19 protein-coding genes and 1 tRNA gene are annotated in these 23,885 nt (G+C 65.7%); 15 read left to right on the plus strand and 5 right to left on the minus strand.

The window, feature by feature from the left end; translation table 11 throughout:
* Positions 1–991: 991 nt before the first annotated feature.
* From glpX to G3572_RS16335, 4 genes are all read left to right on the plus strand, one after another.
* Complete coding sequence (glpX, locus tag G3572_RS16320; RefSeq protein ID WP_164613859.1) at positions 992–1,972, plus strand: class II fructose-bisphosphatase; 981 nt, start codon at positions 992–994, stop codon at positions 1,970–1,972.
* Positions 1,973–2,110: 138 nt separating this feature from the next.
* Positions 2,111–3,856, plus strand: a complete 1,746-nt coding sequence (gene recJ, locus G3572_RS16325; protein WP_164613861.1) for a single-stranded-DNA-specific exonuclease RecJ — start codon at positions 2,111–2,113, stop codon at positions 3,854–3,856.
* A gap of 63 nt (positions 3,857–3,919) precedes the next feature.
* A tRNA-Glu gene (locus tag G3572_RS16330) sits at positions 3,920–3,994 on the plus strand.
* 396 nt (positions 3,995–4,390) lie between these two features.
* Positions 4,391–4,969 (plus strand): YdeI/OmpD-associated family protein, encoded by a 579-nt coding sequence (locus G3572_RS16335; protein WP_164613863.1) that lies wholly within the window; start codon positions 4,391–4,393, stop codon positions 4,967–4,969.
* 25 nt (positions 4,970–4,994) lie between these two features.
* On the opposite strand, the gene G3572_RS16340 is transcribed toward G3572_RS16335, so the two are convergent.
* Together G3572_RS16340 and G3572_RS16345 are read right to left on the minus strand one after the other, a co-directional pair.
* Complete coding sequence (locus G3572_RS16340; RefSeq protein ID WP_164613865.1) at positions 4,995–5,765, minus strand: COG3904 family protein; 771 nt, start codon at positions 5,763–5,765, stop codon at positions 4,995–4,997.
* Positions 5,765–7,105, minus strand: a complete 1,341-nt coding sequence (locus G3572_RS16345) for a hypothetical protein (protein WP_240335597.1) — start codon at positions 7,103–7,105, stop codon at positions 5,765–5,767. The genes G3572_RS16340 and G3572_RS16345 overlap by 1 nt, the downstream gene beginning before the upstream one ends.
* A gap of 210 nt (positions 7,106–7,315) precedes the next feature.
* Here G3572_RS16345 and G3572_RS16350 point away from each other — a divergent pair, with 210 nt between their 5' ends.
* On the plus strand, positions 7,316–7,774 hold the full coding sequence (locus G3572_RS16350) for a pyridoxamine 5'-phosphate oxidase family protein (protein ID WP_164613866.1): 459 nt from the start codon (positions 7,316–7,318) through the stop codon (positions 7,772–7,774).
* Between the two features lie 92 nt (positions 7,775–7,866).
* Here the strand turns inward: G3572_RS16350 and treY are convergent, their stop codons facing one another.
* A complete protein-coding gene (gene treY, locus G3572_RS16355; RefSeq protein ID WP_164613868.1) occupies positions 7,867–10,101 on the minus strand; it encodes a malto-oligosyltrehalose synthase in 2,235 nt (744 codons plus the stop codon).
* A 140-nt stretch (positions 10,102–10,241) separates the two neighbouring features.
* On the opposite strand from treY, the gene G3572_RS16360 reads away from it, so the two are divergent.
* The 9 genes from G3572_RS16360 to G3572_RS16400 all read left to right on the plus strand — a co-directional run bounded on the left by G3572_RS16360 (position 10,242) and on the right by G3572_RS16400 (position 22,091).
* A complete protein-coding gene (locus G3572_RS16360) occupies positions 10,242–10,460 on the plus strand; it encodes a ribbon-helix-helix domain-containing protein (RefSeq protein ID WP_164613870.1) in 219 nt (72 codons plus the stop codon).
* Positions 10,461–10,536: 76 nt separating this feature from the next.
* Entirely contained in the window at positions 10,537–11,205 is a 669-nt protein-coding gene (gene purQ, locus G3572_RS16365) for a phosphoribosylformylglycinamidine synthase subunit PurQ (RefSeq protein ID WP_164613872.1), read from the plus strand.
* Between the two features lie 47 nt (positions 11,206–11,252).
* On the plus strand, positions 11,253–13,022 hold the full coding sequence (locus G3572_RS16370) for a sensor histidine kinase (RefSeq protein ID WP_164613874.1): 1,770 nt from the start codon (positions 11,253–11,255) through the stop codon (positions 13,020–13,022).
* A 7-nt stretch (positions 13,023–13,029) separates the two neighbouring features.
* Complete coding sequence (locus G3572_RS16375; RefSeq protein WP_164613876.1) at positions 13,030–14,358, plus strand: sigma-54-dependent transcriptional regulator; 1,329 nt, start codon at positions 13,030–13,032, stop codon at positions 14,356–14,358.
* A gap of 66 nt (positions 14,359–14,424) precedes the next feature.
* Positions 14,425–15,330 carry a polyphosphate kinase 2 gene (ppk2, locus tag G3572_RS16380; RefSeq protein ID WP_164613878.1) on the plus strand — a complete coding sequence of 302 codons (906 nt, stop codon included), beginning with the start codon at positions 14,425–14,427 and terminating at the stop codon, positions 15,328–15,330.
* A 423-nt stretch (positions 15,331–15,753) separates the two neighbouring features.
* A complete protein-coding gene (locus G3572_RS16385; protein WP_164613880.1) occupies positions 15,754–18,525 on the plus strand; it encodes an Rne/Rng family ribonuclease in 2,772 nt (923 codons plus the stop codon).
* A gap of 169 nt (positions 18,526–18,694) precedes the next feature.
* Positions 18,695–19,453 (plus strand): cytochrome c biogenesis CcdA family protein, encoded by a 759-nt coding sequence (locus G3572_RS16390; RefSeq protein ID WP_164613882.1) that lies wholly within the window; start codon positions 18,695–18,697, stop codon positions 19,451–19,453.
* 59 nt (positions 19,454–19,512) lie between these two features.
* Positions 19,513–20,745 carry a hypothetical protein gene (locus G3572_RS16395; protein ID WP_164613884.1) on the plus strand — a complete coding sequence of 411 codons (1,233 nt, stop codon included), beginning with the start codon at positions 19,513–19,515 and terminating at the stop codon, positions 20,743–20,745.
* Positions 20,742–22,091 (plus strand): cytochrome P450, encoded by a 1,350-nt coding sequence (locus G3572_RS16400; RefSeq protein WP_164613886.1) that lies wholly within the window; start codon positions 20,742–20,744, stop codon positions 22,089–22,091. The genes G3572_RS16395 and G3572_RS16400 overlap by 4 nt, the downstream gene beginning before the upstream one ends.
* 85 nt (positions 22,092–22,176) lie before the next feature.
* Here the strand turns inward: G3572_RS16400 and purS are convergent, their stop codons facing one another.
* Together purS and G3572_RS16410 are read right to left on the minus strand one after the other, a co-directional pair.
* Positions 22,177–22,416, minus strand: a complete 240-nt coding sequence (gene purS / locus G3572_RS16405) for a phosphoribosylformylglycinamidine synthase subunit PurS (protein WP_164613888.1) — start codon at positions 22,414–22,416, stop codon at positions 22,177–22,179.
* Positions 22,417–22,536: 120 nt separating this feature from the next.
* Positions 22,537–23,307: a phosphoribosylaminoimidazolesuccinocarboxamide synthase gene (locus tag G3572_RS16410; RefSeq protein WP_164613890.1), complete on the minus strand. Its 771-nt coding sequence runs from the start codon at positions 23,305–23,307 to the stop codon at positions 22,537–22,539.
* Positions 23,308–23,567: 260 nt separating this feature from the next.
* Between G3572_RS16410 and G3572_RS16415 the strand changes: the two genes are divergently transcribed.
* Positions 23,568–23,882: a DUF1476 domain-containing protein gene (locus G3572_RS16415; protein WP_164613892.1), complete on the plus strand. Its 315-nt coding sequence runs from the start codon at positions 23,568–23,570 to the stop codon at positions 23,880–23,882.
* Positions 23,883–23,885 lie beyond the last annotated feature (3 nt).

Here is a 23,885-nt window from a genome sequence, read left to right on the forward strand (position 1 = left end):
AGCGCGGCCCCAAGGCATTTGCCCCCAGCGTCGCGGCAGCGTCAGGGCGGAGCGGACGGCGGCGACTGCGGCACGACAGGGCAAGCGCCTTGCGCGCGCCCATCCTGCTCGCCGCCAGATCCGTCACACCCTGCCCGCCGCCTCCGCCGCCAAGCCCGCCCCCCGCGCGCCCCTTCGTTCGCAAATGCCGCCCGCAATCAGACTCCAACCGCCCCCCTGCCCCGCCCCGCACAGGCCCCCAATCGCTCGCCCATCCCTGCTCCTCGACATGCTGCGCGGGAACTACAATGGGGGTCTGAAGTGCCTTGCGCGCGCGGTTATCCCTGCTCCCGCCAGATCCGTCACACCCCTGCTCGCCGCCTCCCCCGCCAAGCCCGCCCCCGCACGGGCCCCTTCGCTCGCAAATGCCGCCCGCAGTCAGACTCCAACCGCCCCCCGCCCCGCCCCGCACAGGCCCGCAAGCGCACCCCCATCCCTGCTCGTCGACATGCTGCGCGGGAACTACAATGGGGGTCTGAAGTGCCTTGCGCGCGCGGTAATCCTTGCTCCCGCCAGATCCGTCACACCCCTGCCCGCCGCCTCCCCCGCCAAACCCGCCCGCCAAACCCGCCCGCCCACGCGCGCGCCCCTTTGTCTGCAAATGCCGCCCGCAGTCAGACTCCAACCGCCCCCCTGCCCCGTCCGGCACAGGCCCCCAATCGCACGCCCTCCCCCCTTCCTGCGCAACTGCCTCCCCGCAGGCGCAATCTGGCGCGCCGCCGCCCCTCGGCCCCGCCGCTCCCGCTCAAATCCTTACCGTTTCCTTAACACACACAGATCAACGCTTTGAAATACCTCAAGATCGTCCCTGTAACACGCGGGGCAATGCAGGCATCGCCGCCTTTTCAGGCGGGGCCGCGATTTCCCCGAAGGTTAGCGCCATCAGGCTTGCCCCCATCGGACAGGGCAGGCTAAACCCGAAGCCAAAGCATTTCCCGAAAAAGGACAGATCATGCCCGTCGCCCCGCCCAAAGTCGCCGAGTTTCAGGACCGCCTGCTCTCGCTCGGCCTCGCCCGCGTGTCCGAGGCCGCGGCCTTGGCCAGCGCCAACCTGATCGGCCGCGGCGATGAGAAAGCCGCCGACCAGGCCGCCGTGAACGCCATGCGCGACCAGCTGAACCTGCTCGACATCAAGGGCGTCGTCGTGATCGGCGAGGGCGAGCGCGACGAGGCCCCGATGCTCTACATCGGCGAGGAGGTCGGCACCGGCAACGGCCCCGCCGTCGACATCGCCCTCGATCCGCTCGAAGGCACCACCCTCACCGCCAAGGACATGCCCAACGCCCTGACCGTGATCGCGATGGCCCCGCGCGGCAGCCTCCTGCACGCCCCCGACGTCTACATGGACAAGCTCGCCATCGGTCCCGGCCACCGCCCCGGCACCGTCACGCTGGCCATGACCCCCTCCGAACGCGTCTCCGCCCTCGCCGCCGCCAAGGGCTGCTCGACCAATGACATCACCGTCTGCGTGCTGGAACGGCCCCGCCACGAAGAGATGATCGCCGAGATCCGCTCCACCGGCGCCGCCATCCGCCTCATCACCGATGGCGACGTCGCGGGTGTCATGCACTGCGCCGAACCCGACCTGACCGGCATCGACATGTACATGGGTTCCGGCGGCGCACCCGAAGGCGTGCTGGCGGCGGCGGCCCTGAAATGCATGGGCGGCCAGTTCTTCGGCAAGCTCCTCTTCCGCAACGATGACGAGCGCGCCCGCGCCCGCAAGGCCGGCATCGAGAACTTCGACCGCGTCTACACCCGCGACGACCTCGTGCGCGGCGACGTGATCTTCGCCGCGACCGGCGTGACCGACGGCAGCCTGCTTGCCGGCATCCGGCGCGAGCCCACCCACCTGACCACCGAAACCATCCTGATGCGGTCGAAAACCGGCTCGGTGCGCCGCATGACCTACCGCAACCCGATCCGCCGCTGACTTGGCGGGGGCGCAAACCATGCCCTGCTCCCCCTCCATTGCTGCTTGCCCAAATACTCCCGCCGGAGGCGTTCCCCGGACGCCTCCGGAGCCACATTTCAGGTTGAAGCGCCGCCCCCGCTGGTGCAGACCAAAACGATGACACGCGCATTCCTCAACGTCGAAGCCTCTGTCCTCGGTCGCCGCTGGACCGGCCCTGCCGTCGAGGAGGAACGCCTCGCCGAGGCGATGGCGCAGCAGACCCGGCTGCCGATGGCGCTTTGCCACACGCTGGTGCGGCGCGGGGTGTCGCCCGCCGATGCGCCGGCCTTCCTCGCCCCCGTCCTCCGCGATCTGCTGCCCGATCCGCTGACCCTGCGCGACATGGGACCTGCGACCGACCGTTTCCTCCATGCCCTGCGCCAGCGCCAGCGCATCGCCATCTTCGCCGATTACGATGTCGATGGCGGCGCTTCTGCCGCGCTGTTGATCGTCTGGCTGCGCGCGATGGGGCGCGAGGCCACGCTTTATATTCCCGACCGGATCGACGAGGGCTATGGCCCGAATGTCCCCGCGATGCAGGCTTTGGGCGCGGCGCATGATCTGATCCTCTGCGTCGATTGCGGCACGCTGAGCCACGAGCCGATTGCGGCGGCGGGCTGTGATGTGGTGGTACTGGATCACCATCTGGGCGCAGAGACGCTGCCCCCCGCCGTCGCCGTGGTGAACCCGAACCGGCAGGATGAAAACGGCGATCTGGCGCATCTGTGCGCCGCTTCGGTGGTGTTCCTGATGCTGGTCGAGGCCAACCGCCGCCTGCGCGCCGAGGGCGTGCAAGGGCCGGACCTGATGGCGATGCTTGATCTGGTGGCGCTGGCCACGGTGGCGGATGTGGCCCCGCTGGTCGGGGTCAACCGCGCGCTGGTGCGGCAGGGCCTGCGGGTGATGGCACGGCGCGAACGGACAGGTCTGGTGGCCCTGTCCGATGTGGCGCGGATGGATCAGGCCCCCACCCCCTATGCGCTGGGTTTCGTGCTGGGGCCACGGGTGAACGCGGGCGGGCGGATCGGGCAGGCCGATCTGGGCGCACGGCTGCTGGCCTGCGATGATCCGCGCACCGCCGCCGCAATGGCCGCCCGGCTGGATGAGCTGAACACAGAGCGGCGCGAGATCACCGAACGTGTGCGCGAAGAAGCGATGGCACAGGCCGAGGCGCGAGGCGCGGATGCCCCGCTTGTCTGGGCGGCAGGCGAGGGCTGGCACCCCGGCGTGGTCGGCATTGTCGCCGCCCGCCTGAAAGAGGCCTTCAATCGTCCTGCAATCGTGATCGGGCTGGAGGGCGGCATCGGCAAAGGGTCTGGCCGCTCGGTCACAGGGGTCGATCTGGGGGCCGTGGTGCAGCGGGCAGCCGCCGAAGGCGTCTTGCTCAAGGGTGGCGGGCACAAGATGGCAGCCGGGCTGACGGTCATGCAAGAGCGGCTGGACGAAGCCATGACGCGGCTGGCGGATTTGCTCGCGAGGCAAGGCGCAGGCAGCGAGGAGCCACGCGATCTGCGGATCGACAGCCTGCTGATGCCCTCGGCCTGCACCCCCGGCTTTGTCGAGCAGATCGAGGCCGCCGGTCCCTTCGGCCAAGGCGCGCCCGCCCCGAGATTCGCCTTTGCCGATATCGGCGTGGCACCGCGCCGGATCGGCGAGAAGCACCTGAAGCTGGTGCTGTCGGACGGGATGGGCGCGCAGGTGGAGGCGATGGCCTTCGGCGCCTTCGACTCGCCGCTGGGGCCGGCGCTTGACGGCGCAGGTCACCGCCGTTTCCATCTGGCCGGACGGCTGGAACTGAACCACTGGGGCGGTCGCACAAAGGTGCAACTGCGACTGGACGACGCCGCCCCCGCTTCCGGCTGATCAGATCGTTTTTCCTCTTGCGAGTCAGTGGGAAGCCCACTAGATACCCCTCACCGACAGCGTGGCCCGTTCGTCTATCGGTTAGGACACCAGGTTTTCAACCTGGGAAGAGGGGTTCGACTCCCCTACGGGCTGCCACTTTCCCCTGATCTATAGACTAAAGAACTGTCACCGGGCGCATCTGACCCCGGGGTGACCTCTTGTCTGGCGGCGGTTGCCAGTTCGAGATGGTAGCCGCAAACACAAACTCGGCGACGCGGCGAAGAGCATCGAACCGGTCGCCGGAAGTCGCTATTATGTGAAGGTGCAGATGCGACCTCCGGCGGGGGCCCAACCAAAATCCCGCGAAGCGTGGCCCGACGGGCAGAAGCGCATTCAAGCCCGCGATGGGCGTTGCGGGGCCAATCGCGCCCGCGGCACACCTGCCACCCACCCCCAAGCTGAAAGACCCTTGAAAAGCCGCCGCGCTGCGCCATCCCTTGTGGCGCGGGGCCGACGGGCGGTTGATCCGGGGCAGATGGGGTGGCGGCGACGATGATCCAGACAGAGAAATTTGCGCAAATCGAGGTGCAATCCGCTGCCGCCCTGCGCGACTGGCTTACGCTGCACCATGCGCAGTCAGACAGCGTGTGGCTCGTCACATGGAAGAAGGCCCCCGGCGCGCCCTATGTCCCGGTCAGTGAGGTGCTCGATGAACTGGTGGCCTTCGGCTGGATCGACGGGGTCCGGCGCAAGCTGGATGCGCATCGGACCATGCAGTTGATCTCGCCCCGCAAGCAACAGGCCTGGGCGGCAACCTACAAGCAGCGCGCCGCGCGGCTGGAGGCCGAGGGCCGGATGCACCCCGCCGGACTCGCGGCCATCGCCGCGGCCAAAGCGGCGGGTCGCTGGGATGAAACGGCAGCGGTTGACGCGCTGCAGGTGCCGCCGGATCTGGCCGAGGCGCTCGCCGCCAGCGGCAGCGCGGATCGGTTTTTCAGCGCCGCGGCCCCCAGCTACCGGCGCAATGTGCTGCGCTGGCTTCACAATGCCAAACGCGCCGAAACGCGCGCGGCACGCATCGCGCAGATCGTGACCGCCTCGGCACAAGCGCGAAAACTGCCGCAGCTTTGACCCGCCGCAGGGCGGGCCAAACGCGTCAGTCCAGCATCTGGGTGGCCAGAGCGAACTCGGTCAGCTCGTCCTCGACCAGAATGTAGATGCTGGCGGGCGGGGTCTGCATGGCGCGGGCCGACAGGCGCAGGTCAATCCCCATCTCGCCAAGATAATCCAGCACATCGGCCTGCCCGTGCTGGATGCTTTCCACCGCGACAAAGGCGGGCAAAAGCGTGTTTTCCCCGAAATAGTGTTGATGCACCCCCACCATCGCGCCGCGGCTGACCCGTCGCTCGGCCCCGCCTGCAAGGATATAGGGACAGGCCGAAAAGCAGGCCGCGCCACCTTGCATCAAGGTCGGCAGTCCGGCCGCGCGGATCTGGCGGCCAATCTCCAGCGCATCGGTGACCGATCCGCCGGGGCTGTGCAGCGCGATCTGGTCGGGCAAAGTGCCGCGCGCTGCAAGATAATCGGCAAAACGGGCGCTGTCGCCGGGTTCGATCGCGCCCTCGACCAAGAGGGTTTTGCGCCCCTCGACCTCGGTTTCCGTGAATTGCAATCGCGCCGGAACGGAATCGCTGCGGGGAAATTCGGGCGAAGCGGGCTGCTGGCGCGGCAGGTCGCGCGGTGCATAGCGGCGGGTCTGGTCCCCCGGCCGCACCGGCACGGCGGCGGGCGGGGCCGGGTTGGACTGGAAGAGACCGGGCAGCACCTGCTGGAAGTCGCCGGCGATGATGAGTCCGGCAAGGGCAATCTGCACCATCAGCATCGCCTGCAACACCCGCCCCGACCGGGGCACCCGCAAACCGCGCATCAGCGGGTGCCGCTGATGAGGTGCGGCGGCGGCACATCGGGCTGGGCTGCTGGCCCCGCAGGCTCTGCCGCAGCCATGCGCAGGGGTTCCGGCGCGGCAACCGGGGCAGAGCCGGGGCCCGTTGCAGGCGGCGGCTCCAGCGCCCGCAGGGCCATCACGGCGGCACGGACCTCGGCCAGCGTCATGGTTTCCTCGGGCGCGACGGTGCCGCGCTCGGCCCTGATCGCGCCTTGCGCCACCATCATGATCAGCACCAGCACGGCAGGCAGAAGATCGATCGCAATCGCCCCCGCCCAGGACGGGATGAAATCGCCCGCATAGCGCAGCACCGCATCGGCGGTCGATATCGGAGCATAGGTGGTATCATCCGGGGTGGGCATCGCCAGCACCTCGTCCGCCGCCGCCTTCAGGGTGGTGGCACGCTGGGCAAGCAGGGTCAGCACCGCATCAATGGTGCTGCGCTGGTCGCTGCGGATGCTGTCGGTTGATCCGTCAAGCTCTGGCACCACGACCGAGGCCGACAGATCCTGCGCCGCCCGCGCGACAAGGGGGGCGACCGACAGCTGGCGCAACTGCGCGATCAGCCCCGCCAGCCGCACCGATTCTTCGGCAAACTCCACCGATCTTTGCTCGACGTCCCCGACCGAGGCGGTCAATGCCCGCATCCTGCTCAGGATCTGGTTTCCTTCGGCGAAAGCGGCATCGACCAAGGGGCCTTGCGCGGCAATCTGGGCCTCCAGCCCGGCCAATTCATCGGCTTTCTGGATCAGCACCCGAAACACCGCCCCCCGCCCCGCGGTGCCGGAAAGATTGCCCGTTGCCTCTTGCGCCGACAGGTCCTGAAAGCTCTGGCGCGTGCGCGCCACATCAAGGCCAAGCCCCTGCGCGGCGACCGCCACACGGTGCGCCTGCTCCAGACCGACCTGATACTGCTGCACCGTCTTGGCCAGATGCTGCTCGACCGCCGCCGATCCGGCCAAGGCCGCCGCGTTCAGCCAGCTTGACATTGCGATGATCGCCAAAGACCCCAGCGCCATGGACAAAAACAGGCCCAGACGCGACGCCGCCGACCGCATCGCGGGCAAGAGCCGGATCAGATAGCTCCAGAACACGAAGATCGCCACCGAGACCGCCAGCGAATAGGCGACCGCCGCAAAAAAGGTCAGCGCGCCGCTGTTGTTCAAGAGCGAGGACACGCCAAGGTAGGTGTAAATCCCCGATGCCACCGACAAAACGCCCAAAGCCATCGGCGTGAATGTCTCCAGCGCGGACAGATGGCCCTCTATCTCGCGCGCGGCATGCAGGCCACGGGCTTCGGCGGACGTGGGGGGCGGGGTCATGGTGCGGCGGCTCCTTGATGCGACGCCGGAACCCGGCAGGCGGACCTGCGCAAGATAGGCGCGCGGCCCCGTGCCGCCAAATGCCAACAGCGTGATCGCCGCCTTCTGCTCTTTGCATCGCCTGCCCCGCGCAGGGAACCTCGCAAAGGCCGGGGCGTTGACTCCGGCAAGCGGGCCATTTGCCCGCATCCCAAATCAAAAAGGTTCATCATGTTGATTGATCGCTTCTGGAAAGAAATGGAAAGCGTGCATTCCGCCATGTTGTCGGTGGGCGATGCGCGCCATGTGCCGATGTCGCCCTATGCCCGCAAGGAGGACCGCGCCATCTGGTTCATCACCGCGCAGGGCACCGCGCTTGTCGAGGCGATCACAAGCGGCCAAAGCGATGCGTCGCTGATCGTGACGGGCGAGAGCAACATCCACGCCCGCATCGAAGGCAGCGCCAGTCTTGTGCAGGATCGCGCCAAGCTCGAAGAGCTGTGGAACCCTGTGGCCAGCAGCTGGTTTGACGGCATCGATGATCCCGACATCCGCCTGATCCGCCTTGTGCCTACCGAGGCCGAGGTGTGGTTGACCTCGGGCGGGATGGGCTTTGCCTTCGAGCTGGTCAAATCCAAGCTGACCGGCAAACAGCCTGACACGGGCGAGCATTTCAGCGTGACGTTCTAAGCCCCCGTTTCGCCCACAACGGCCCCCGCCCCCTCATTTGGGGGCGGGGGCTTTTCAATGTGCCGCATTGGCGGCGTGCGGGGATCGGCCCTTCACGCCGCCTGTTCATCCGCTTCATGGCGCAGCACCGGCTCGCGCCCCGGACGGATCTCGGCGCAAATCACCCCGCTCGCCGTTTGGCGGCGCACCAGATAGCCGCGCCCTGCCGCTTCGACCTGCGTTCCGCCTGCGCCGCGCAGGTCGCTGATGCGGCGCGCCCGCAGGGACAACAGGCTGCGCGTCAGCCGATACTTGCGCCCCGCGAAATCCTGTTGCTGGTCCAGCGCCGAGAGCGCCTTAAGGTCAACCGCACGGCGGTTGTCAGGATCGGTGAGGCTGAAGGACGGCCCCTCGCAGCCGCGGTAAATATCGGGCACCCCGCGTGCCAGCAGCTTCAGGGCCAGTTGCACAAGCGACAGCACCTCGCCACGGTCGATCAGGGCCGCCGCCGCTTCGGGAAGATTGGCCTGCCACAACACCGTCAGGGCCCGCGCAAGGCCAAGGGCCGGGGCCTCGGCGGCATCATTAGGGTAGCCCGGCACGGAGATCTCTTTCGCCTCGCGCATCGCCTTTTGCAGATAGCCCGCTACGCGCTCTGCCAGATCGGGCGCAAGGTCGGCGGGCTGCCATGCGGCCAGCAGGCTGTGCATCAGCGTCCAGAGTTCTTCCTTGCGCATCCCGCCCGCAAGCGCGGCCTGCACCCGCGGCAGCGCGCAGGTCTCGTGCCACAGCACCTGCACGGCATCGGGCAGCACCGCGCAGGCCACCAGACGCATGCGAGCATCCTCGCTGCGCTTGGTGTCATGCGTCGAGGTCAGCACCATGGCCCCTGCGGGCATCGACGCCCAGGTTTGCGCAAATTCCTCGGGCGGCAGGGTCGGCGCCTCGGGCGAGGCCCCCACCTCACAGGCGGCAGGATAGGGAACAAAGCGGTAAAGCGCGGTATCTTCGGCAGATTTCGCCAGAACCGCCCCGCTTGTCTGCTGGAAGAGATCGCGGAACGCGGCTTCCTCGGGCGATTGCGCCTCTGCCAGCACATCGATCAGACGCAGCGCGGTCAGGGGCGGACGCAACGTGGCGGCCACATGCGCGCGCATCGCGTCCAGCGGCGCGGCGGCATCTTCTGCCGCCTGGTGCGCCTCGCCGAAATAGGTGCGATAAACCGGCATCCCCTCCAGCATCCCGATCACCGATTGGCGCAAGGTTTCGGGGCCGGGGTCATGCTCCGGATCATCCTTGAGTGCCGCGCGCGCAAGATCGACCAGGCGCAAGACCTCGGCGGCCAGATCATGGCGCAGAATATCCCGCTTGGCCGCTGTCAGCGTGGCCGCATAATCCGTGCCGCGCGCCACCGCGCCAGACCACAGCGCCCCGAGCGCGGCAACTCCGGCGGGCGGGGTCAGCACCCGCGCTATGTCGCGCGCGTGTTCATATCCGGTCGTGCCTTCGACCGGCCAGTCAGGCAAAGGCTCATCCCCCACAAGGATCTTTTCGACCCAGATCGGCACATCCGGCCCAACCCTGCCGCGCAGGCGTTCCAGATAGGCCCCCGGCGCGCGCAGCCCGTCGATATGGTCGATCCGCAACCCCTGCACATCGCCCCGCGCCACCAGATCAAGCACGAGCGCATGCGTGTCATCAAACACCTCGGGGCGGTCGACCCGCATGCTGATCAGATCGGTGATGTTGAAAAACCGCCGATGGGTGATGCTGTCGCTGCCCGCCTGCCAATCCGCCAGATGCCAGCTTTGCCGCTCCAGCACCTCTTCCAGCGGCCCCTGCGTGTCACCCTGCAAGGGCAGCCGCAGATCGTCCACAACCAGAACCGGGCCAAGGCGCGCGTCCTGTCCCACGTGCAGGGCCCCCTCGGCCAGAAGCGCCTGAACCGGGCGCGCCAACCACGGCAGCACCAGACGGCCCGCCGACCAGTCGATGTCGAAATGCTGCGCATAGCGGCTGGCCTGCCCGTGCCGCAGCACATCCACCAGCCACGGGTTTTCCAGCGAAAAGGCCGTGTGATTGGGCACGATGTCAAGGATGATGCCAAGGCCCCGCGCCCGCGCCGCTTCGGCAAGGCGCCGGAACCCCTCCAGACCGCCCAAGGCCGGATCAATCTCGTCGGGGCGCGTCACATCATAGCCGTGAGTGGAGCCTGTCGTCGCCGTGAACACCGGCGAAAGATAAAGATGGCTGATACCAAGGCGGGTCAGGGCATCGATATCCGCGATAACCGTGTCAAAATCCACGCCGTTGCGCATTTGCAGGCGATAGGTGGCAAGTGGCAGCATCGGGTTTTCCTTGTGCGCAGGCGGGTGAAAGGCGGCAGATGACCGCGCAGCGGGGCGCGCGCGGGCCTGAGGGTCCAACCCGCGCAAGGCCAACAGGTTCCACCCTTTGCGCAACGCGGAACCCCCGCTAGACTGGACCCATGTCTAACCGCCCCGCAAAACACTCGCTCACCCTGCACGGACACCGCACCAGCGTCACGCTGGAGCCCAGTTTCTGGGATGCCTTCCGCGCGATTGCCACCGAGAGCGGCGAGACCGTAAATGCGCTCGCCGCGCGCATCGACGCGGGCCGTCAGGGTGATGAAGGACTGGCCTCGGCCATCCGCGTGTTTGTCCTGCAGCATTATCGCGGCAAATAGGCCAATCGCACACTGGAAGCGCGCCTTCGCTTGCGCTATGGGGCAAGGCAGATCGCACCATCAGGGAGAGTCCCCCATGAAAGCCGCTGTCATCACCTTCCCCGGATCGAACTGCGACCGGGATCTGGCATCGGCCTTTGCACAGGCGGGCTTTCAGGTGGCGCGCGTCTGGCACAAGGACACCGACCTGCCCCCCGGTGTCGATGTCGTGGGCGTGCCGGGCGGATTTTCCTTTGGCGACTACCTGCGCTGCGGCGCGATTGCCGCCCAATCCCCCATCGCGGCGGCGGTCAAGGCCCATGCCACCCGTGGCGGTTATGTGCTGGGCATCTGCAACGGCTTTCAGGTGCTGACGGAAATGGGGCTGCTGCCGGGCGTGCTGATGCGCAACGCAGGGCTTAAATTTGCCTGCAAAACCGTCGCACTGCGCGTCGCCACCACCGACAGCCCCTATACAAGCACCTATGGGCGCGGGCAGGAAATCCTGATCCCGATCGCGCATCACGATGGCAATTACACCACCGATGCCGAAGGTCTGGCGCGTCTGCAGGGCGAGGACCGCATCGCCTTTACCTACGCGCAGAACCCCAACGGCTCGATGGGCGACATCGCGGGCATCCTATCGGAAAACCGCCGTGTGCTGGGCATGATGCCCCACCCAGAGCGCGCCTGCGAGCCGGTTCACGGCGGCACCGATGGCGCCGGAATGTTCAAATCTCTGATGGGCGGGATGGCGCTTGCCTGACCGACCCCGGCTTGAGACGCACCTGACCACAGCCTAGAGTCGCGCGCATGGCGGACACACGGCTTCCCAACGACCAGACAGACGACGCGCAGGGCATCTCCTGGCGCGTGAAACTTGTTGTGGCGCTGATGATCGTGCTGGCCGTGGGGGTGGTGCTGGTCACCAACCGTTGGCTCACCGAGCGATTCTCGGAAACCACGCGCAACAGGGCCGACCTGCGGCTGGCGCTCTATTCGGGCAATATGATTTCCGAATTGCAGCGCACCTCGGTGGTGCCGCTCTTGCTGTCCACCGACCCCGCCTTTGGCGAGGCGCTGCGGCAGGGCAATTTCTCGCAGACCTCCCAGCGGCTTATCAAGGTGCAGTCCGAGATCGGGGTGGCCTCGATCATGCTGATGGACCGTGATGGCCGCGTGGTGGGCGCGACCAACCGCAATCTCTTGGGCACGCTCTATCGCACCGAAAGTTTCTACGTCGATGCTTTGCGGGCCAAGGATACGATCTTTACTGCCGCGCGGCGCGGCACGGCGGGGTTCGATTTCACCTATTCCCGCTCGATCATCGTGGATGGCCGCCCCGTGGGGGTGATCGCGGTCGCGGTCGACCTGATGAAATACGAACGCGCCTGGGCCGGTTTTCAGGATGCGGTGCTGGTCACCGACAGCGAAGGCACCGTCATTCTGGCCACCGAACCGCGCTGGCGCGGCCTGCCGCTGGCCGAGGCGCTGGCGGTGCGCGAGGAACGCTCGGCCATCGGGCGCGCGCTGCAGGCCACCGCCGACTGGGCGCAAAACCCGCCCGATGCCTATCTTGCCGGTCAGGCCGTGATGAAGACCGAGGCGCGGGTGCCGTTCCGTGGCTGGCGCATGGTCACCTTCACCGCCTATGATTCGGTGCGCGAGCGGGTGAATGGCGTTCTGGCGCTGGAAATCATGGGCTTTGCCATCCTGCTGGCGCTTACCTTCTATGCCCTGTCGCGCAAGGCATGGTCGCAAAGCATGAGCTTCCGGCGCGAGTCGGCGGAACTGCGGCTGCTGAACGCCCGTCTGCAACGCGAGATTGCCGAACGCGAGAAGGTGCAGAAAGACCTTGCCGTGGCCGAACTCACGCTGGCGCAATCGTCAAAGCTGGCGGCCTTGGGTGAAATGTCGGCCGCCGTCAGCCACGAGTTGAACCAGCCGCTCGCCGCGATGAAAACCTATCTCGCCGGCGCGCGACTGTTGTTACAGCGCCGCCGCCCCGAGGAAGCCCTGTCGTCGTTCCAGCGCATCGACGACCTGATCGAACGCATGGGCGCGATCACCCGCCAGCTCAAATCCTACGCCCGCAAGGGCGGCGAGGCGTTCGAGCCGGTGGATATGCGTCAGGCGCTCAGTTCGGCGCTGTCGATGATGGAGCCACAACTCAAGGCGCGCGTGGTCAAGATCACGCGCACCCTGCCCCGCCAGCCGGTGATGGTGATGGCAGACCGCATCCGTCTGGAGCAGGTGATCATCAACCTGCTGCGCAACGCGCTGGATGCCACCAAGGACCGTCAAGGCCCGCAGATCGACCTGATCCTGAGCCAAGGGGATACCGCCATGCTGATGGTGCGTGACAACGGCCACGGGATCGCCGATCTGGATAACCTTTTCGAGCCTTTCTACACCACCAAAAAGCCCGGCGAGGGTGTCGGCCTTGGTCTTGCGATCTCTTCGGGGATCGTGGGCGATCTGGGGGGCCGTCTGACCGCGCGCAATGCCGAAGGCGGCGGCGCGGTGTTTGAAATGCAATTGCCCCTGATGGGGCCGATAAAAGAGCAGGAAGCTGCGGAATGAGGTTTTCATGTCGCGCGCAATGAAGGTGGCCATCGTCGATGACGAGGCCGATATGCGTCAATCCATCAGCCAGTGGCTGGCCCTGTCGGGCTTCGATACCGAAACCTATGCCAGTGCCGAGGATGCGCTGAAGGGCATCAGCGCCGATTTTGCGGGCGTGGTTGTCAGTGACATCAAGATGCCCGGCATGGACGGGATGGCCTTTCTCAAACGGTTGATGAGCATGGATTCCGGTCTGCCCGTCATCATGATCACCGGCCACGGCGATGTGCCGATGGCGGTCGAGGCAATGCGCGTGGGGGCCTATGACTTTCTGGAAAAGCCGTTCAACCCCGACCGCATGACCGAACTGGCCAAGCGTGCAACGCAGGCCCGCCGCCTCACGCTCGACAACCGCGCGCTGCGGCGCGAATTGTCGGACGGCTCGGTGCTGATGAAGAAGCTCATCGGCGGCAGCCCTGTGATGGAACGGCTGCGTGAAGACATCCTCGATCTCGGGCAGGCCGACAGCCATGTGCTGATCGACGGCGAAACCGGCACCGGCAAGACGCTGGTGGCCCATGCGCTGCATGCGGTGGGGCCGCGCGCGGCCAAGAAATTCGTGACCATCTCTTGCGCCGCATGGTCGGAAGACCAGCTTGCCGCCAAACTCTTCGGCCCCGCCGAAGATGGCAGCATCCCGCTTGTCGAGGAAGCGCGCGGCGGCACGCTCTGCCTTGAGGATGTGGAGGCGCTGAGCCAGTCGCTGCAAGCGCGTCTTCTGACGCTGATCAACGAAGGCGGCACCCCGCCGGAAACCCGTATCATCGCCATCTGCAACGAACACGCCCCCGACAAGACGCTGGAAGACGCCCTGCGCGCCGATCTTTACTATCGCCTGGGTGCCATGACGATCCTTTGCCCGCCGCTGCGGTCGCGCGGCGAGGATATCCTGACGCTGTTCACCCGCATGTCGGAACAGTTTGCCGAAGAATACGGCTGCGACGCGCCGCAGGTCACCGCGCAAGAGGCCGCGCAACTGCTGCAGGCGCCTTGGCCCGGCAATGTGCGCCAGCTGGTCAACATCGCCGAACGGGCCGTGCTGCAGAACCGGCGCGGGTCGGGGTCTATCGCCAGCCTCCTGATGGCCGACAACGAAGCCTCCGGCCCCGCGATGACAACGGAAGGCAAGCCGCTGAAAGAATATGTCGAAAGCTTCGAGAAAATGCTGATCGACAACACCATGCGCCGCCACAAGGGTAGCATCGTCGCCGTGATGGATGAACTCTGCCTGCCGCGTCGGACGTTGAACGAGAAGATGGCGAAATATGGCTTGCAGCGGCAGGATTACACCTGAACCTGTCGCATTGCTGTTACCGGCGCGGGAGTAATCACGGCGGAACCATCCTGAAAGGTGCCCTCCGTGACGACCCCCGCGCAAGACTGGCTGGAAGCCGAACTCGCCGACACTTTTGACGAGGATTTCGAGCTGGAGTTGGAAGATGCCCAGCTTTCGCTCGAAATCGCGCGGATCTACAAGCAGAAGCACCCCGATACGATTGACCGGCACCGCTATTTCCATGCGCTGATCCGCATGCAGTCAGAGCTGATCAAGCTGCAGGATTGGGTCCAGTATCACAAGAAGAAGATCGTGGTGATCTTTGAAGGCCGCGACAGCGCCGGCAAGGGGGGCGTCATCAAGCGCCTGACCCAGCGGCTGAACCCGCGCGTGGTGCGCACCGTCGCCCTGCCCGCCCCGTCCGACCGCGAAAAGACGCAGTGGTACTTTCAACGCTATGTGCCGCACCTGCCCGCAGGCGGCGAAATCGTCCTGTTTGACCGCAGCTGGTATAACCGCGCCGGTGTCGAGCGGGTGATGGGCTTTGCCAGCGAAGACGAAGTCGAACAGTTCTTTCACGATGTGCCGGAATTTGAACGCATGCTGGTGCGCTCCGGGATCACCGTCATCAAATACTGGTTCTCCATCACCGATGAGGAACAGCAGATGCGCTTCCTCATGCGCATCCATGATCCGATGAAGCAATGGAAGCTGTCGCCAATGGACCTGCAAAGCCGGGTGCGGTGGGAGCACTATACCAAGGCGAAAGAGGAAATGATGGCCCGTACCAACATTCCCGAAGCGCCGTGGTATATCGTGGAAGGCAATGACAAGAAGCGCGCGCGGCTGAACTGCATCGCCCATCTGCTCAGCCTCATCCCCTATGAGCCTGTCCCGCATGACGAGGTTCACCTGCCCGAACGCGTGTTCAACCCCGATTACGAACGCGCCGTGCTGCCGCCAGAACTCTACGTTCCCGCCCGCTACTGACCGGATTCGGCCGCGCCACGAGGGCAGCGGGTCGGTGTCGTGCACAAATTGCCCATTGCCCTTGCGCGCGCTTTGCCGCTAGGGTTGGCGAGCATGGGCAGTCCCATGTTCAGAATTCTCTGCAAGCCATGGCCGATGCGATGAAACGCGACGCGCGGGCAAGCAGCCGGATCGGCCGCAAGGCTGTTGTCATTGCCCGTAAGTCGTTGGACAACCGGGCTTTTTGAAGGTGGGGGGCTTTGCCCCTCAGACGTGAACCGCGATGACGCGCGCGACAAAGACGATGAACGGCGTGGGGTGCCCAATGGGCATTCTGCCGTCACGCCTGACGCGCGAGCCCGCCCGAACAAGACGCCGCAACCCGTATCAATGCCCCTCCGGTCCGCCAGAGGGGTTGATGCGTTTGAGGCGCAATGGAATGATATGGCTAAGAAAATGCTTATTGATGCCACCCACGCCGAGGAAACTCGGGTTGTGGTGGTCGACGGAAACAAGGTCGAGGAATTCGACTTTGAAACCGTCAACAAACGCCAGCTTGCTGGCAACATCTACCTTGCCAAGATAACGCGGGTCGAACCCTCGCTTCAGGCAGCCTTTGTCGATTACGGCGGCAACCGGCACGGATTTCTGGCCTTTGCCGAAATCCACCCCGATTACTACCAGATCCCGGTGGCAGACCGAAAAGCGCTGATCGAAGAAGAACGCGCCTTTGCCCGTGCCGAGGAAGAGGAAGAAAACCGCCGCTCGCGCCGCCGCGCGCCGCGCCCCAAGCCGGCCGCCGAAGAGGCCAAGGCGCAGGATGCCGTGACCTCGGGTCCGGCGGGCATGGATGTGGTCGATCTGGACGAAGATCACGATGGCGAAACGGCAGAGGCACCCGCCACCGCCGCCACGCAAGACCACGCGGACCACGGCCACGACCATGCGGCAGATCACGGCGCGGAAAACGGCGCCGAGAACGGCAATGGCGAGACGCCCTACCGCGCGATGGACCACGCCTCGGACACCGACGATGAAATCGAATCCATCGCCGAAGAGGACGTGGCCGAAGAAATCAGCGCCCCGCGCAAACCCCGTGCGCGGCGCTACAAGATTCAGGAAGTCATCAAGGTCCGCCAGATCATGCTGGTGCAGGTGGTCAAGGAAGAACGCGGCAACAAGGGTGCCGCGCTGACCACCTATCTGTCGCTTGCAGGCCGTTACTGCGTGCTGATGCCCAACACCGCGCGCGGGGGTGGGATCAGCCGCAAGATCACCAATGCCGCAGACCGCAAGAAGCTCAAGGAAATCGCCGGCGAGATCGAAGTACCGGAAGGCGCAGGCCTCATCATCCGCACCGCAGGCGCCAAGCGCACCAAGGCGGAAATCAAGCGCGATTACGAATACCTGATGCGGCTGTGGGAACAGATCCGGGAACTTACGCTCAAATCCATCGCCCCTGCCCCGATCTATGAAGAGGGCAACCTCATCAAGCGCTCGATCCGCGATCTCTATAACCGCGAGATCGACGAGGTTCTGGTCGAAGGCGAAGACGGGTTCCGCACCGCCAAAGACTTCATGCGCATGATCATGCCCAGCCACGCCAAGGCGGTGCAGCGCTACACCGACCCGACGCCGCTGTTTGCGCGCTATCAGGTCGAGGGCTATCTGGCCGGCATGTTCAACCCCGTGGTCCAGCTCAAATCGGGCGGCTACATCGTCATCGGCATCACCGAGGCGCTGGTGGCCATCGACGTGAACTCGGGCCGTGCCACCAAGGAAGGCTCCATCGAGGAGACCGCGCTGAAAACCAACCTGGAGGCCGCCGAAGAGGTGGCACGCCAGTTGCGCCTGCGTGACCTTGCGGGCCTGATCGTGATCGACTTCATCGACATGGAAGAGCGTCGCAACAACGCCGCCGTCGAGAAGCGCCTGAAAGACAAGCTGAAAACCGACCGCGCCCGCATTCAGGTCGGCCGCATCTCGGGCTTCGGCCTGATGGAGATGAGCCGTCAGCGCCTGCGCCCCGGCATGCTCGAATCCACCACCCAGCCCTGCCCGCATTGCCACGGCACCGGACTGATCCGGTCGGATGATTCGATGGCCCTGCAAGTGCTGCGCGCGCTGGAAGAGGAAGGCACGCGCAAACGCTCCAAAGAGGTGCTGCTGCGCGCGCCCATCGGCATCATCAACTATCTGATCAACCAGAAGCGTGAGCATATCGCGCTGATCGAGGCCCGGTATGGCATGGCGGTGCGGCTCGAAGCCGATCCGTCGATGATCAGCCCCGATTACACCATCGAAAAGTTCAAGACCGCGCTGCGCGTGGTGCCGGAACCGGGTTCGGTGATTTCGGGCAACTCCAGCCTGATGGGCGCACCTGTCGCCGAGGAAGAGGACGAGGATCTGCCGATCGAAGCCGAAGCCGAGGACGAGGCCGAGACGGAAGAACCCGCCGAAGCCGAGGCCAAGGCAGAAGGGACCGAACCGCGCCAATCGGACGGCAACGGCAAGAAAAAGCGCCGCCGCCGCCGCCGCCGCAAGGGCGCTGGCGCGAATGGAACCGACGCCGAGGGCAATGCCACGTCGGATGATGCCGATGGTGATGAGGGTGACGAGGTCGATGGCGCCGAGGCTGCCACTGATGCGGTGGTCGCCGAAGGTGCAGCACCAGAGGTGCCCGCAGCAGAGGCCGGTGCAGAGGCCCCCGCGGCAGAGCCCGAAGCGCCGAAAAAGCGCAGCCGCTCGCGCAAGCCGAAGGCGGCCCCCTCCGAGGCCGTGACCGAAGCCGCCGCGACGCCCGAGGCCGAACCGGCACCGGAAGGCGCGTCAGCGCCGGAACCAGAGGCTACCGAAGCCCCGAAGAAGCGCAGCCGGTCCCGCAAGCCCAAGGCAAAAGAGGCTGAAGCCGCGCCAGAAGCCATCGCCGAAGCCGTTCCGGCGGCAGCATCGGCCCCGGTGACAGAGGCAGCGCCCGAAGCCGGCTCTGCCGGACCTGTGGCCGAGGCTCCTGCGGCCGAACCTCCGGCGGCAGCGCCGGAAGCTGCGTCGCAGGTCGAGGCCACTCCGGCCCTGCAACCCGCGCCCGGCGACGAAGCGGCGGCGGCACAAACCGGATTGCAGGTTGATCCCGGCCTCGCCTCCGCGCCAGAACCGGAAGCCGACGACACCCCCGCCAAGCCCAAGCGCAAGGGCTGGTGGTCGCTGGGTCGCTGACCTTTGCACATTCTGACGGGGGCGGCAGAACCATCTGCCGCCCCCGCTGCTTTGACGCGAACGTCCGCCTTTGTCCGATATTTCACTCACACCACGCCGATGTGACACCCCGCCCCCGTGACGCGCGCGGCGCGTCAAGCTATCACTGCCCCAAAGGGGACACGCGGCCATGTTCGGAATAGACCTGATCGACGCAGCCTTGCTGCCCGCCATGCTGATTGCACTGGCAGCGGGGGTGCTTTCGTTCCTCTCGCCTTGTGTGCTTCCCATCGTGCCGCCCTATCTGGCCTATATGGGCGGCATCTCGATGGGCGACATGCGCGACAATGCCACCGCGCGCCGCAGGGTGATCCTGCCCGCGCTGTTCTTCGTGATGGGGCTGTCGACCGTCTTCCTGCTGCTGGGGTTCACCGCCTCGGTCTTCGGCGCGTTCTTCCTGCAAAATCAGGTGCTTTTCGCGCGCATCTCGGGTGTGGTGGTTATTGTCTTCGGCCTGCATTTCCTTGGCCTGTTCCGCATCCCGATCCTTGACCGGGAGGCGCGGCTCGATGCGGGCGATCGCGGCGGCACCGCCCTTGGGGCCTATGTGCTGGGCCTCGCCTTCGCCTTCGGCTGGACCCCCTGCATCGGCCCGCAACTGGGCGCCATCCTGTCGCTTGCGGCGCAGGAAGGCTCTGTGCAGCGCGGCACCATGCTGCTTGCGGTCTATGCGCTTGGCCTCGGCCTACCCTTCCTGCTGGCCGCCCTCTTTGTCGAACGCTCGCTCGGCGTGATGCAGCGGCTCAAACCCCACATGAAGACCATCGAGCGCGTGATGGGGGTTCTCTTGCTTGTGGTCGGGCTGGCGCTGGTCACCGGGGCCTTCACCGATTTCAGCTGGTGGCTTCTGGAAACCTTCGACCGTTTGGGCATCCCGCTGCTGGGCTGACAGCTTTCCCCTTATTTCTGCCCGAAATGCCGCCTAGACTGCGCAGGCAGGAGGGGCGGATGGCCAAGATAGACCCGATCACGACCGACACGGCAGCACAAGGCACACGGCCTTTCCGCCGCCGCGTGTTCTATATTCCGGGCTACGATCCCATCCATCCGCGCCGCTACCGCGAACTCTACCGCCGCGAGGCCGCCGAACAGGCCGCGATTTCGGGCTATCAAATCACCCTGCAGCCCAAGCAAACCAAGGGCCCCTATGGCTGGCGTGCCGAGGGTGTGATCGGGGGCGCGCGGGCCGAGGCCGATGTTCAGGTGCTGGTCTGGTCCGACATCGTGCGCGACAGCATGTCAAACACCATTCCCGCCACCTATGCCCAGCTTGTGCGCACGGCATGGGCCTATATCGGCTCGGGCGCGCTGTTCCGGCTGATGCGTCTGCGCAAGGGGCCGGTGATTGCCGCGCTTTATCCCATCGTGTTCCTGCTGGCGCAACTTGCCCTTGCCTGCGCCATCGGCTGGGGCTTCGGCACGCTGCTGGCGCAGTCTGTCCACCCCGCGCTGCTCGCAGCCGGTGTGCTTCCGGTGCCGTTCATCCTGCGCTGGTTCAAGGCGCATGATAACAAGGTCTTCGCCTATTACCTGATGCATGATTACGCCTTCTCCGCCCGCTGGAACGGGGCCAACCCGCCCGCGCTTGAAACGCGGATGGCCGAGTTTGCCGCCACGATCCGCGCGGCACTCGAGCCTGACTGTGACGAGGTGCTGGTGGTCGGCCATTCTTCGGGCGCACATCTGGGCGTGTCGATCCTGTCCGACCTCTTGCGCACCGGCCTGCCCGCCGGCCACCCGCCGCTGGCCTTCCTGTCCCTGGGCCAAGTGGTGCCCATGGTCAGTTTCCTGCCCGGAGCCACCCGCCTGCGCGCCGATCTGGCCTTCCTGTCCACCCGTGACGACATCACATGGGTCGATGTAACCGCTCCCGGCGATGGCTGCGCCTTTGCGCTTTGCGATCCGGTGGCGGTGACGGGCGTTGCGCCAGAGGGGCAGCGCTGGCCGCTGGTGATCTCGGCCGCCTTCACGCAAACCCTGTCGCCCGCACGCTGGAAGGCTCTGCGCTGGCGCTTTTTCCGGCTGCATTTCCAGTATCTCTGCGCCTTTGACCGCCCCGGCGATTACGATTATTTCCAGATCACCGCAGGGCCAAAGACCCTTGCGACCCGCTATGCCAACCGCGCCCCGTCCAAAAGCCGCATCACCCGTGCGGTCAACCGCTTTAGACACACGGCATGACGCCTCCCAAGCCTATACCCCGCCCCGACCGCATCTCGCTCTGGCGTCACCTGCGGCTGTTCCGGCAAGATATTCTCTCGGCCCAGCCCGCACGGCTTTACCGCGCCTGGATGGCCGAATTCAGAACGCCGTTCTTCCGCAGCTATCTGTGCAACGATCCGGCACTGGTCGATCTTGTGCTCAAGACCCGCCCCGATGATTTTCCCAAGTCGGACCGCATTCGCGAAGGGCTGAACCCGCTCCTCGGCAACTCGGTCTTTGTCACCAATGGCGCGCAATGGAAGCGACAGCGCCGGATCATCGATCCTGCCTTCGAAGGCGGCCGTCTGCGCGACACTTTCCCCGCCATGTGGGATGCCGCCCGCGCCGCCACCGCCCGCCTCGCCGAGGGAGAGGTGGAGGTCGAGGAAGCAATGAGCCACGCCGCCGCCGATGTGATCTTCCGCACCCTGTTTTCGATCCCCATCGAGCATCAGACCGCCCAAGAGGTGTTTCACGAATTCCGCGCCTACCAGCGAACCCAGCCCATCCTGAACCTTGCCGCCTTCCTGCCGCTCCCGCGCTGGGTTCCGCGCCTGCACCGCCGCAGCACCCTGCGCGCTGCCGCCAGAATCCGCGCCCTCATCACCCGCATGACAATGGCGCGCGCCGCCGAAATCGCCGCAGGCACTGCCCCCGATGATCTGGCCACCAAGATCATGCTCACCCCCGACCCGCAGACCGGCCAGCGCTTCGACACCGGGGAAATGGTCGATCAGGTCGCCATCTTCTTCCTCGCAGGGCATGAAACCAGCGCCTCCGCGCTCGCCTGGGCGCTCTACCTGCTCGCGACCCACCCCGAGGCACAAGACCGCGTCGCCGCCGAGGCCGCAACCCTGCCAGCCGAGGCCGATTTCGCAGCCCTGTCAAAGCTGAAATTCACCCGCGACGTGTTCCGCGAAACCCTGCGGCTCTACCCGCCGGTGCCGATGATGGTGCGCGAAAGCGCCTGCCCCGAAACCTTCCGGGGCCGCAGTCTTGCCCCGGGCGCACAGATCGTGCTGTCGCCCTGGCACTTGCACCGCCATGAACGGCTCTGGGCCAATCCCGATGGATTCGATCCTGACCGCTGGACGCGCGAAGACAACAAGACCTGCGCCCGCGACGCCTACCTGCCCTTCTCGGCAGGCCCCCGTGTCTGCACCGGCGCAGGCTTTGCGATGGTCGAAGGCACGCTGCTGCTGGCGCACCTGATCCGCGCCTACCGCTTCGCGCCGATCGAAGGCGCGACGCCGGTCCCCGTCGCGCACCTCACCGTGCGGGCAGCGGATGGCATCCGCCTCGCACTCACGCGGCGTCCGGTCTGATCTGCATTTTCTGTCTGAAAATATCCTCGGGGGGTCCGGGGGGCAGACAGCCCCCCGCCACCGCCAGCCGCGCGCGGCACCGGAGTCAGAGAATCTCGACGCGGTAGGACTCGATCACCGTATTGGCCAAAAGCTTCTCGCACATGGCCTTCACCTCAGCCTCGGCTGCCACGGCATCGGTTGCCGCCAGATCAAGCTCGATCACCTTACCCTGACGCACCCCCTGCACCCCGGCAAAGCCGAGCGTTCCAAGCGCATGGCGAACAGCTTCACCCTGCACATCCAGAACGCCGGCCTTCAACATGATGGTGACACGGGCTTTCATGGCAATTCCCCAAATGGCTGTCCGATTTTCGCCCCACCCTTAGCGCCCCCTCCCCTTCGGAGCAAGAGGGCGCGCGGAGCTCACAAGCCGCAAGGCGGCCCGTCCCTCCGATGGGGCCAGCTAATTGATCAGCGTCGGCTTGGTCGTATGGGTGACATTGGTCGGCAAGACCCCCAGACGCCGCGCAAGCTCGGTATAGACGTCGGCCATCGGCCCGGGTTCCGCTACGGGCTGCCCGTCGCCCCGGTCGATCACAGGGCGCATGTCCCACAGCCGACAATTGTCGGGGCTGATCTCGTCAGCGACGATCAGGCGCATGTAATCGCCTTCCCAGACCCGCCCGACCTCGATGCGGAAATCGGCCAGACGCACGCCCACGCCCATCATGACACCCGAAAGGAAATCATTCACCCGCAGGGCAAGGGCCACCACATCATCCAGATCCTGCTGGCTGGCCCAGCCGAAGGCGACGATGTGCTCTTCCGCAACCATCGGCGACGAAAGCCGGTCATCCTTGTAGTAGTATTCGACAATCGGACGCGGCAACGCGGTGCCTTCGGGAATCCCCAGCTTGGTCGACAATTCGCCGGCAGCGAAATTGCGCACGACCACTTCCAGCGGCAAAATCTCGGCCATGCGCACCAGCTGCTCGCGCATGTTCAGCCGTTTGAGGAAATGCGTCGGCACCCCGATGCTGTTCAGCCCGGTCATGAAGAATTCCGACAGGCGGTTGTTCAGCACCCCCTTGCCTTCGGTGCCTTTCGCTTCGGTCGTCACCGGCGCTTCGGACGAGATGCCTTCATCCTTGAAATACTGGATCAAGGTGCCGGGTTCCGGGCCATCATAGAGGATCTTGGTTTTTCCCTCATAGACCTTCTTGCGCCGTGCCATGAACTCTCCAAGAGAAATGCATCAAGGGGCGGTGAAGCACCGCCCCGTCTGTCTTTGACAGGCCTATACGGGAAGCCCGCCCTGTCTGCAAGCCAGAGGCCACGAAAGACACCCCGCGGGGACCAGCCCCTTTTGCACCTGCGCCCGCGGCGTCCCGTCTTCCCCTGTGACAAAGCGGGCAGGCACATGATCCGCCTCTTGCGGCAGGGCGGCGGGAAGGGCATATCAGACCAAAGACTACTCCAACAAAGGGGCCGCCCATGACCACCTTCGACGACCGCGAAAACGCCTTCGAAAACAAGTTCGCCCATGATGCCGAAATGCAGTTCCGTGCCGAGGCGCGGCGCAACAAGCTGGTGGGCCTCTGGGCGGCGGGCCTGATGGGCAAATCGGGTGACGAGGCCGCGGCCTATGCGATGACGGTGGTCGAAGCCGACTTCGAGGAAGCCGGGATCGAGGATGTGGTGCGCAAGGTTGCCGCCGACCTGAACGGCAAGGCCACGGCGGACGAAATCCGCGCCAAGATGGCCGAACTGCTCGTCACCGCCAAAGCCCAGTTGATGACCGAGATCTGAGAG

Source organism: Pseudotabrizicola algicola (assembly GCF_010915705.1).
In the GTDB taxonomy this organism is placed as follows: Bacteria; Pseudomonadota; Alphaproteobacteria; order Rhodobacterales; family Rhodobacteraceae; genus Pseudotabrizicola; species Pseudotabrizicola algicola.